6 protein-coding genes and 1 pseudogene are annotated in these 11,537 nt (G+C 33.6%); 2 read left to right on the top strand and 5 right to left on the bottom strand.

What is annotated here, in order from left to right; all coding sequences use genetic code 11:
- Positions 1-176 precede the first annotated feature (176 nt).
- The 4 genes from CWATDRAFT_RS32025 to CWATDRAFT_RS38855 all read right to left on the bottom strand — a co-directional run bounded on the left by CWATDRAFT_RS32025 (position 177) and on the right by CWATDRAFT_RS38855 (position 9,638).
- The gene (locus tag CWATDRAFT_RS32025; RefSeq protein WP_007307674.1) at positions 177-6,146 is read right to left on the bottom strand and encodes a CARDB domain-containing protein; all 5,970 of its coding nucleotides are present in this window, start codon (positions 6,144-6,146) and stop codon (positions 177-179) included.
- A gap of 444 nt (positions 6,147-6,590) precedes the next feature.
- On the bottom strand, positions 6,591-8,216 hold the full coding sequence (locus tag CWATDRAFT_RS25320; RefSeq protein ID WP_007307673.1) for an IS1634-like element ISCwa1 family transposase: 1,626 nt from the start codon (positions 8,214-8,216) through the stop codon (positions 6,591-6,593).
- A 156-nt stretch (positions 8,217-8,372) separates the two neighbouring features.
- On the bottom strand, positions 8,373-9,434 hold the full coding sequence (locus tag CWATDRAFT_RS25315; protein WP_007307672.1) for a mannose-1-phosphate guanylyltransferase: 1,062 nt from the start codon (positions 9,432-9,434) through the stop codon (positions 8,373-8,375).
- A 57-nt stretch (positions 9,435-9,491) separates the two neighbouring features.
- Positions 9,492-9,638, bottom strand: coding sequence for a hypothetical protein (locus tag CWATDRAFT_RS38855; protein WP_021832084.1), 147 nt, complete (start codon positions 9,636-9,638; stop codon positions 9,492-9,494).
- 310 nt (positions 9,639-9,948) lie between these two features.
- Here CWATDRAFT_RS38855 and CWATDRAFT_RS25310 point away from each other — a divergent pair, with 310 nt between their 5' ends.
- Together CWATDRAFT_RS25310 and CWATDRAFT_RS38850 are read left to right on the top strand one after the other, a co-directional pair.
- Positions 9,949-10,419, top strand: coding sequence for a DUF29 domain-containing protein (locus tag CWATDRAFT_RS25310; protein ID WP_007307675.1), 471 nt, complete (start codon positions 9,949-9,951; stop codon positions 10,417-10,419).
- 203 nt (positions 10,420-10,622) lie between these two features.
- On the top strand, positions 10,623-10,793 hold the full coding sequence (locus CWATDRAFT_RS38850; protein WP_007311590.1) for a hypothetical protein: 171 nt from the start codon (positions 10,623-10,625) through the stop codon (positions 10,791-10,793).
- A gap of 324 nt (positions 10,794-11,117) precedes the next feature.
- On the opposite strand, the pseudogene CWATDRAFT_RS25305 reads toward CWATDRAFT_RS38850, so the two are convergent.
- Positions 11,118-11,537 (bottom strand): annotated as a pseudogene (locus tag CWATDRAFT_RS25305) (transposase); the annotation flags it as partial.

Below are 11,537 nucleotides of genomic sequence, written 5' to 3'. Positions count from 1 at the left end.
GGAGAATTTAGGTTAAGTTAACAATAGGTTATTTGGGCTCTTTTTTGTCCCGGGGATTTTCAAGTAAAGAAAGTAGGGGAATTTTGTGTTGATTTAAAAAAATCCCGGCCTACTAAAAATGTTTTTTTTTGACTTTAAAAATTTTCGGGGGGAAGGAAAAATTTTCATTGGGAATTTCACCGGGGTTTTTTCTGAAAAAACCCCCTCCAAAATATAATAAGGTCCTTTAGGTTTTTTTCCAGGAATGGCCCTTGAAAGCCGGGAGAAGAATAATCTCCTACTTCTATTAAATCTTTCACATAACCCACATCAGGAATATGGTATGTGCGATTTTTAGAGTCTACATAACTACCATCGGTTTGATAATAATAACCCCCATCAGGTTCAAAATAGGTTCCGTCTGTATTAATAATACGGTGAGTTATGGGATCTAAATAACTACCATTGTCGCTATTTTGATAACGATTTTTCTCAGCATCAAAATAAACAAAATTATCTGAACTATTAGGATAAAAATTATTGGTATTGGTATCAAAATATGCACTAGATGCTAGATTATAACGATTTTGCTCAGGATCATAATATCCTCCCAAAGCATCATAATAGTAACCATCGCTATCATCATAATAGCTACCATCGGGACGATAATAATAAGTTCCTTCGAAATAATTACCTGTGCTAGTATTATAATAATTTCCATCTTCTTCGTTGAAATAAACTTCACCCCTGGTGGTTATATCTCTTTCGGTGTTATTAACTGTATCGTAAATTTTTCTGGTGGTGGGATCGAAATAGCTATCTAATAATTCAAATGTCCAATATCTTGCCTCACTATCAATATAACCACTAAAGATATAATAGTCATTAGATTCAAAGGAATAATAACTGCTACTACTTGTATAATATTCTCCTGAAGGAGAATAGTATGATCCATTAGTACCATAATATTCTCCATAATCAGATACACTTGAACCTGTTGCTGTTGTATAGGCTGTTGTATAGGAATAACCATCAAAATAACCCCCTGAAGGATCATAATAGCTAGTATCATAACCCAAGTCAGGGTCAGGATCAACGGGGGGTTCATAATAGTTCCCATCAGCATCATAATAACCACTACTGATGTCAAAATATGAACCATCAGCATAGTGATAATATCCAGTATTGATGTCAAAATAATTACCGTTACTTTCGTAAATACGATGATTATTTATATCAAGATAACTGCCATCACTTTCATAAATACGCTTATTAGTTATGTCGAAATAACCACCATAAGAGTCATAATAAGCATTGCTATTAGAGTCATAATAAGTTTCTGTATCTAGATGATAATAACCTGTATCGGGAGCATAATATTGTTGACTGCTACTATTAGGATCATTTCCATTAATATCAAAGTAATAGTCAGCAGGATTATAATTTTTATTAGGATCTATAACTACACCATTAGAATAAGTATAAGTATTCGTTTGGGTATCATGATAATCGCTATTTTCGATGGGTTCCTGAGTATAAAAACGCTGCTCGTCTAAACTGTAGTAACCATAAGCAAAAGAATAGAGTTTGCTATCGGGTAAATAGTAAGAATCATTGATAAGATCAAGGGGAACTATATACGTTTCTGTTGTATAGTCAGCATCATAGTAACCTTGAGCATAGGAATCATATTTATTGGTAAATTCTGAAGTTATTTTATAAGCTAAATCGGAACTATTACCATCAGCATCAACATATTTACCTTGGATAAAATCGTAATAACTTCCATCTTCTAGTTGATACTTATTTTCTGCTACATCATAATAATCATTAACTATTTCTGGTTTTTCCTCTTGAGTAACAGTTTCTGTGTTTTCCTGTTGAGAAACTGTCTCTTCATTTTCCTTTTCAGATAAGTTATGATAAGTTCCTTGTTCAAGATCAAAATAACTATCAATATCTGTATAAAACCTATCTGTTTCTTTATCATAAGCAGGTAAAGATTCTGCTAAATAGTCTTCTTTCGTTTTTAGATGATAGTTGACTTTTAATGAGGGAACATTTTGATTAACTTTAAAAGTAAAACCATCTGATGAATCTTCAACTCTGACAACAGGTTTATCAGTACGAGTTACATCAATCTTATAACTCTTACTATTATTAGTATTATCGGTTTCAGGAATTAAATTATTCCCATCAACGACAACACCGAGATAATAGTCTCCATCATAAGTCCAAAAAGTATCATCGTGAGCAGGTAAAAAGAATTCAAAGTCTTCTTCTCTTTTTTGATCAATTCCTAATCCATAAATATCAAAGGTTTTAATTAATTCATCTTGGAAATTAATAGTGCTATCTTTAGAAATATAAATATGTGCTTTGGTTCCAGGAGAAAAAGCATTACCTTTATTTTCTACTGTTAAAGTAGTAGGAAAACTTTCCCCAACATATAAACCATCAAACCTTGCATTTATTGAAAGAGAAGGTGATAAGTCTGGTAACTTAATTTCTATTTCTTCTGTTTCCCAATTATTTAACCCATTTCGTTCACCAACATCATGATTACCATCAATAACTGTGTGTAAATAATAGGTTCCTTCCCCAACAGTATCCCAAATTGAGTGATTCCAATCAGGAAGATTTATGTTAATATCTGGTTCTCCTAAATAAACCTCTTTAAAATCACCTTCAGTATTAATAAAATTGAGGTAAGAAACTGCTGTCCCTGCTAAAATTTCACCCACAGGAATCTCATATTTTTTATTATGTTGAATTCCCGTACCCTGATTAAATTCTTGATTCCATTCGGGGTTAACTTCTCCTGCTAACTGCCAATAATAACCGTCTAAACCAATGGCGATCGGTGCATCATCGAATCGACCATAACTATCAATAATAAAGCTAAGAATAGTGGTAGGACGAATAATATTCTCATCATTTTTTATAGAAACTCCACCAGTTCCATCATAAACAATAGAACCTGCATTTAATAATAAATTACCAGGATCATAAACCTCTCCTGGATCAATAGGAGTGAACAAATTAACTTCATGACTTCCTAAATAAATATCGTTTTGCTCAAATTCATTTCGAGAAAAACGTCGTTGATCATTATATTCTGTTTTATCACTGGTAGAGAGATAATAACTAATGACAAAATCATCTTCTACTGCAAAATCTCCTGTATTTTGAATAGTATAATTAAAGTCTAAGAGTTGACCCGGTTGGGTAACAATAGTTGCATTGGGATCGCTATTGATATCATCTCGAACTCGGAAATAATCAAAAGATAAATCTGCTGGTTTATGAGCATCGATAGTGATGGGAATAATCTTCCGATCCCATGATGTATAACTATCATCAAACTCAGTAACTTCGTTGTTGAAATCAACGACACTGATCAGATAATTATTAACTAAATTGAGTCCTAATGAATTGCGCTGAGAACCATCTCTGAATCCTTGTTCATCTAACTCTGTTTCAGGATTAAAGAAGGAAAAAGAAGAGTAATTATATTCAAATTCTGGTAACTCAATTGTTTGAGTATCGTTAACAGTAGAACGACTTACGAGTCCATTACTAAAACCTTCATAAGTTCCTAGATGAACATTAGGATCTAGATCCGAGGGATTAGAATTTTTACTGAGATAAAAATCAACCTTAAACGGATCTGCATTACTGTTTCCATAATTACGAATGGCAAAGTCAAGCTCGTAGGTTTGATCAGGTTTGAGAGTGGTATCAGAAATGCTCAAAGACTCTGTTTTTAATCCGGGTAAATCAGAGGGTTCATACAATAGTCTAAACCCAGTTTCTGTTTCAATTATTTGATAGTTTGCATCAAAATTCAACCAAGGATTTCCCGTTTTAATGACTCGACTGTCATAAGCGGTAAGAGGTAAGTTAAGACTGATCTGACCAATACCATCAATACGAATACCGTTAACTTCAATCCCATCACTATTGAAGTTAACAGAGGTATTATAAAACTCCATTAAATCGTTAATCTCTTCGGTATTAAAGAAAAGAAAATCCTGACTTTGGACGTTACCTAAAGAGATTACGAAATCTCGATAATATGTTGAATTAGCTAAACTATTGAGATCAATAATAAAGTAATTTAACTCATCCCCTCCTGCAACCTGTTCAACAGAATAATCAGATAAAACTTCTGAACGTAAATAATTTGTTCCTCCTTCCCCAAATAATTTATCTTTTCCTGCTTCACCATCCAAAAAGTCATATTGTGCTGAATTATTTCCCTCTAAAGTAACTCCACCTCGAAAGACTCCTTTTCCTTCTCCACTGTTACCCCCGTATAATTCGTCTTCTCCATCACCCCCTCTCAAAATATCGTTAGCATCGGTATCATCATTCTTTCCACCTCGGAGGATATCGTCTCCGTCATCTCCTTCTAATAAGTCAGCATCTTCATTTCCATCTAAATTATCATTACCTCCTCCACCTTTGAGATAATCATCCCCTTTTCCTCCCTTTAAGACATCCCATCCGTTTCCGGTTGCATCTTGATTATCTCCATATAAATCATCATCTCCTGATCCTCCTGAAACTTCATCATTTCCTAATCCTCCTTCTAAGACATCATTGTCATCCCCACCATACAAATGATCGTTATCTTCACCTCCTTGTAAGAAGTCATTTCCAGAGTCTCCATACAAATGATCATCATCATCACCCCCATCCAGTTGATCATTGTCAATACCACCGTTGAGAGTATCTTCCCCTCCTTGACCTAAAATATAATCTTCTCCACCATCTCCATTCAAAGAATCATCCCCTTCCCCTCCTTCTATATAATCGTTTTGTCCCCCTCCAGAAGCAGTATCATTACCTCCCTCACCATAAATATTGTCTTCTCCATCACCTCCGTATAATTTATCTTTATCATCACCCCCTCGCAAAACATCATTATCATCATCTCCTTTTAAAGTATCTTCTCCTGCACCCCCTATTAAAGTGTCATTTCCAGTACCACCGGTGATACTGTCATTTCCTGTGATATTATCTTCTTCAACAGTGTCACCACCCACTAAAACATCATTACCCTCATCCCCTCCAATGGTGTCATGTCCTTCACCACCAATAATGGTATCGTCACCTCTACCACCTTGGAGATCATCATCATTAGATCCTCCCTGAATGGTATCCCTACCATCATAAGCTTTGATAGTGACGGGTGTATCAACTAATTTATCAACAATAATTTTGTCATCATAGTTTGTCCCATTGATAACAATTTTGTTGATATCGTTAAGATTAAATTCAAACGCATTGCGGTGTTCAACTTCTTTGGTTTCGGGGGTTTTTTCGTTCCAACTACAATCAGTCCCCAAAAATCCACCACATTCAGCTTTAAAAATTCTAGCGACCTTTTCTTGACTTTTGATTGGTGCGGAAAAAACTTGTAAGTATTTTAATCCCCATCTTTCTTCAATGGTGACATATAATTCGGCTTTTGGGTCTTGTAAATACTGATTACTCGCATTACTATCCCAGTTAATTTCTAATTGACCGTCAATGATTTCTGCGGAAAAAGTATAAAGTTTTGGAATATCTTTAATGATTTCTTTTACAGTGGTATTTCCATTGATCACTGCTGTAGCAGCACTCACATATTCCCCTAAGTCATCAATGGCATTATTAACTTCTTTTAACCATTTTCTTAGGGGGATTCTTTCATCTAAATAAGTGAAGAAAGGTTCTAAACCGATTCCCTCAACAAAGGGTTGAATAAACTGCTCATCAAAATCAGCAAGTACACCTAAAACAGCATCTTTTCCATCAATTACGGCCTGAGTTGTTGTATTAAGAACAGTTACTGCTGCTTGGCCAATGTCACTTCCAAAGTCGATTAAATCTTCAACTCCTTTTTTAACTGCGTTTGCTACATCTCCAGCAAATTTCTCAACTTCTTTCCAAACGTTTCCAAGAAAATCTTGTGCATCTTCGATCGCATTTTTGATTTGATCAACAAATCCTGTAATTTCATTGGAAGCTGAATCAAGTTGTTCTTTGTTAAGTAAAGGAATCTGAGGGGAAAGAGGAAAAGAAACTTTATCGAGAGGAAAAATTTGATACCAAGCTGATAACTGAGCATAAATGTTATCTAAAGCAATGGGATCAAAAATATTACTAGGATTACTCAAATCAAGTTCATTAGAACGGATTTTGCCGTCTCCATTGGGATCGTTTAAATTGATGAAAATCTCCCCGTTAATATCTCCTCCAACAAAAGCTTTTACGACTTCAAGATCAACCCCTCCATCTAACCCTAATCCTGCGGTTAAAACTGCTTCTGGAATATCTTCCCCTGTTCCGTCTAAATTAGCAGTATCACTAATATAAAACCCAGATTCCGCACTTCAAAATGTAGTATAAAAAAAATACATAGTTTTAAAAAGTCCGAAAATCATACCTGGGCAAGAATATTTCTCTTTTCATTAAATTTTTAGGAAAAATAATCAAATTAAGAAGATTTATACTCATTGAAAACTTAGCAAGACTCAGCACAAACGAAGGAGAGTTTCCTCTTCTCATTTGATATCATTAGACTCTTATTCTTTTATTATTTTTGCTTTATCCAATTCAATTTATAGATAATATCTTTGACAAGATGCAGGTAATAAACTCAATATAAAACGCCTTTCTTCTGTTAAATTGACAATTTGTTTAACTCCGTTTAAAATCACATAATGAATACCTTTAAAACATTGAAATATCCACCTCAAAGTCGGACGCAATGTTACTTTCCCTACTTGATTATTTATTCCTTTTTTGACTCTTTTTAAACAATTTCTTAATTCTCTTTGCCCCAAGTTATAAATCAACAAACACAAAGACATTAAAAATAACATTGTTTCTATTCTTTCTGGTTTTTCAACGAAGAAACTATCAGTAAAAAATAAGGGATCTTTCAAAAATCGAAATCCTCTTTCCGTAGATTGCTGATTTTTATAAGTTATCAGAATTTCACTAGCTTCTAATTTATTTTCCTCTACTAAGTTAGTTGCTAAAATAAATTTTCCTGCTTCTTTAGTCTTTCTACTTATCTCTTCATCTTTTTTGATGATCAGACTAATCATTTTATAAATCTTTTCCTTTTTTTTCGAGTAAGTTTCAATCAGTTCAACTTCTTTTATTTCCAACAATCTCAATTTTTTATTAATAGCTTTTAATTTATATCGAGCAGCTTGAGGATGTTCAAATTCTTCAGATTGTATTTCTTTAAGAAATTTTTGGGATTTCTTCTCTTCTTGGGAAAGTTGTTTTTCTAGTTTTTCCAAATCACTTTTCTGTCTTTTTTCACTCAAGACTATTAACCAAGTTTGCTTGATTCCACCATAAGTAACAATTTCTTCTTTCCAGGTATAACTTTCTAAATTTAGGTCACTTCTTTTTTCTTTATCTTCATCTTTTACTTCTTCCACCTCTATATTTTGCACTAATTCTTTTGCTTTTTTTATGGTCATTGGAACTCTCGTTATCCATTTTAAATGTTGGATTAGTTGGAGATTTTCTTGACCATATAAAGCACTATCACAAACCATGATACTATCAAACTTTATTTGCTTTTTGAATTCTACTAAAACTTTTCCAAATACAGCTTTATCAGATTCATTTCCATCTCCTACTCTCACAAATAATGGAATATCTCCATCTTGGCTTGTTATTAAATCCAAGACACATCGTTTTAAGTCTGGTCTATGATCCCGAGAATATCCTTTCTTAATAAAAATTGGTCTTTCTTTAATAATTTTTTCTTCTTCCTGTTTCTCTTTATCTTCTTCCCTTTTATATTCTCCATCTAAATGAAATGATGTGGAATCTAAATGGGAGTATTTAAGGTCTATTTTAAATTTTTTAATTACTTCTAAAACTACTTCAATAAAAATATCATTTAGTCCATATTTATATAATTCATCCATTACTCTCCCAATTTTATCATCATTAAGGTAATCAGGTTTAATTCTTTCTCCTAACAATTTCTCAATGGCTTTATCTTGAAAAAACTGACTGAATAAATATAGAGATCTTGAAACAAATCCTAGTCCATTGATTAAAATAGACTTAACTACTGTACCTGCTGAGATTTTTTCTCTAACATCTATTCCTAATTTATTATTAATTATTTTGACTATTCCTATTTCATCAATTAAACCAGCTACTATCCCTAAATGGTCTAAATTTTTAACTTGTATTTCTTCTAAATAAGACATTTTTCGCTCTTTTTTTACAGAGGAAACAACTTAAGCAATTATCCCACTTTTTTGTCTTCAAGAGCTTAAGAAATTATACTTAATTATTAACCCCAGGCTTGTAGTATTTAATGCTACTTTTTGAAGTGCGGAATCTGGGTTACTTATCACATCCTCTTAAAGTAACTTATCCAATTGAGAATCTTTTTGTAATTCCTTGAGTAGCTTTTTAATATCTTGAGTGCGATTTTTATTGACAACAAGAGTAACATTTTTATCCCGAACAATAACCACATCTTCTAAGCCAATGGTGGCAATAACTTCCTGCTCATCACTATTATAAATAATTGCCCCTTTACTATCTAAAGTAACATGATTTCCTAATTCAACATTATCGCCATTACTATCAACCAAACGTTCCAAAGAATTCCAATTTCCTAAATCATCCCAACCAAAATTAGCTGGTAAAACATAAGTTAAGTCGGTCTTTTCCATTAAAGCATAATCAATACTAGTTTTCTCCAATTCTTCATAAGCAGCTTCTCCTTTTTCTTGTAAGGGTTTCAATACTTGGGGGGTGTGTTTTTCTAATTCTTGTAACACCACACCAGCGCGGAAAATAAACATTCCACTATTCCAACTAAAACGGCCAGTTTCTAAGAAAGATTTGGCAGTTTCGAGATCGGGTTTTTCCGTAAAACGAGTCACTTTATAAACAGGTAAATCATTAAAATTATTGGTTAAATTTCCCTGTTCAATATAACCGTAACCTGTGGAGGGATAATTTGGTTTAATTCCTAAAGTAACTATGGCATCTTCGGCTATGGCTAACTGAGAAGCAGCATTAAGAGTCTTTTCAAACTCATCTGTCTCTTTAATCCAATGATCTGCGGGGAAAAAACCAATTACAGCATCTTTTCCGTAACGTTTAGCTATCTCTAAAGTCGTCCAAGCAACTGCTGGGGCTGTGTCTTTTCCTTGGGGTTCTACTAAGAGATTATTACTAGGTAAATTGGGTAGTTGTTCCCTAACGCCATCTGCGATCGGACTGGCTGTGATTACCCAAAGATTATCCCAGTTGTCTGCCAAAGGCAAAAGACGATTGGCTGTTGCTTGTAGCAAACTTTCTCCACTACCATCCAAAGACAAAAATTGTTTGGGTCGCTGCCGACGGGACAAAGGCCAGAAGCGTTCTCCTTTACCACCAGCAAGGATCACAGGAATTAAAGGTTGAGTCATGTTTCTCTCGATCAATCAGGTTTTCAACTGATTGTATCCTGTTTAGATAACCTCGTTTTAGTCTGTGGAAATTTTTTGTCCATCAGAGCTATGAAAATGACTTTCTGTCTCGGGAATAGGCACTACAACCCATAACCCTGTTTTGGGGTCGCGATAGGTACGAAAGGGGTTGGGTTGCAAGGGTTTTTCAGACGCTTTAGCCATAATTTCGTCACCAGTAACCAATCTTCCTTTATTGTAAGTCTAAGAAAGAATACGCAAGGTGACCGAGATATCACTAAGATAGTGATTGTGATCACACCCCTAAGCGATCGTTGATCTTACGAGTGCCATCCCATGAATTCTTATGTTTTTTGTCGGAAAATGATAAAGAATGATAAAGATTGCTTTAAATTAGCAATTTTTTATCAATCATCAATCATAGTAGTATAAAGAAAGTGTATAGTTCAATTGGACATAATGATTATAATTTTTGTACTATTGAGGTAAGCGATCGCTGCTTAAGGAAAAAATTATGATTCAATCAACCACAATATCAACGGAAAAACTCTACGATCAAGACTATCAACTCTGGTTAGAAACTACTTTAGAACAACTACGCAACAGTGAATATTCTCAAGTAGACTGGGAAAACTTATTAGAGGAAATAGAGGCAATGACGAGAAGGGATAAACGAGCATTAAAAAGCTTATTAACTCGTTTATTTGAACATTTTTTGAAGTTAGCTTACTGGGAAAAAGAAAGAGAGTACAATCAGGCAGGATGGAAAAGAGAAATTCGTAATTTTCGTATTCAGATTAAACGATTATTGAAAGATAGTCCTAGTTTAAAACCTTATTTGGCTGAAATTATTGAGGAATGTTATCAAGACTCTATTAAGCTAAGTGGTGACACCATGCAAATTTCCACTACAATATTTCCTGCCCAATCTATAGCCAATATAGAACAAATTTTAGATGAAAATTGGTTACCTATCAATAATTAATCATCTATAAAACTGCGATCGTCTTAATCAAGAAGGTGGGCAATAATTTATGTTCAATAACTATATTCAATAATTATTGAATTTGCCCACCCTACGATCTTATTTAAAATCTTGTCTGTGTATAATACAATGATACCCAGAAATTCCAGGTTCAATGCTCTATAATTGAAAGTGTCTAAGAGTAAAAAAATTGAGAAGTTGCTATGAATCAAGTTATTGATAAAACCTTACGCTTTATTAACCTCTGGTCCAAAATAGAAATAATAGCCGCTTTGGTCTTAACTGTGATTATTTTAGGTTATGCAGTCTGTCCTAACAGAAGTCAAAAAGCAAACCAATCTTTAGAAATTACCCCATCAACAACACAACCATAAAACCTGTAGGGGCATAATATTATTATGCCCACACGCTAACAATTGAGAATTATTAATGATGTCCCTTGGTAGCGTACTGCCCGGATTTCTCACAAATTAATTTGAAAGCCCAATCCAGAGATGAAAAATGATAATTTTTAGGACTAATAGAAATTTTGAATATAGATGAATAAAAAAATTGACTTTGATTATCCAAAAATTGAGTTTAAGAGGGAATAATTATATTAACTTTTGATTTTCTCCACGATAAATAAGACTAAATGAAAGTATCAGTCAGTCAACAACTTATGATAGATATCTTTTTTAAAAAACGACTTATTCTACTTATCCAGTATTAGGAATAGTTTTAATTCTTTTGTTAGCAATAGATAAAATATCTTGATAAGGACAAGCACTAGCTATAGCGATAATAATTCTTCTACAACTAATCTTTATTCTGGCTCCCAACTTAAGAAGATTTAGACGTATTCTTCCCACAGTTGCTTTAGCCAATGAAGTTTTTTTTAAACAGTGTTGACGAAAAGCATTTATGAGAACATAAGCCCAGGAATGTATCCATAATCTTAGTTGATTACTTTGAAATGTTTGAGTTGAAGTTCTATCAGCTAACAAGTCTAATTGTTGTTCTTTAATCCGATTTTCCATCTCGCCTCTCGGACAGTATTTTTTTGTATAAAGTTTTGAGGGTGGATTTTTGAAGCGGGCAAAGATGTCACCACATGCGCAGGTACCGGCTGATTCCTT

It is taken from the genome of Crocosphaera watsonii WH 8501 (assembly GCF_000167195.1).
In the GTDB taxonomy this organism is placed as follows: domain Bacteria; phylum Cyanobacteriota; class Cyanobacteriia; order Cyanobacteriales; family Microcystaceae; genus Crocosphaera; species Crocosphaera watsonii.
The sequence above is the reverse complement of the archived record's forward strand: the minus strand, read 5'-3'. Positions and strand labels throughout refer to the sequence as shown.

What these genes read in the sequence shown, in the direction of transcription:
- CWATDRAFT_RS38850 (WP_007311590.1), top strand. Translation starts at nt 10,623, where the DNA reads ATGAATCAAGTTATTGATAAAACCTTACGCTTTATTAACCTCTGGTCC.
- CWATDRAFT_RS25320 (WP_007307673.1), bottom strand. Translation starts at nt 8,216, where the DNA reads ATGTCTTATTTAGAAGAAATACAAGTTAAAAATTTAGACCATTTAGGG.
- CWATDRAFT_RS38855 (WP_021832084.1), bottom strand. Translation starts at nt 9,638, where the DNA reads ATGGCTAAAGCGTCTGAAAAACCCTTGCAACCCAACCCCTTTCGTACC.
- CWATDRAFT_RS25310 (WP_007307675.1), top strand. Translation starts at nt 9,949, where the DNA reads ATGATTCAATCAACCACAATATCAACGGAAAAACTCTACGATCAAGAC.
- CWATDRAFT_RS25315 (WP_007307672.1), bottom strand. Translation starts at nt 9,434, where the DNA reads ATGACTCAACCTTTAATTCCTGTGATCCTTGCTGGTGGTAAAGGAGAA.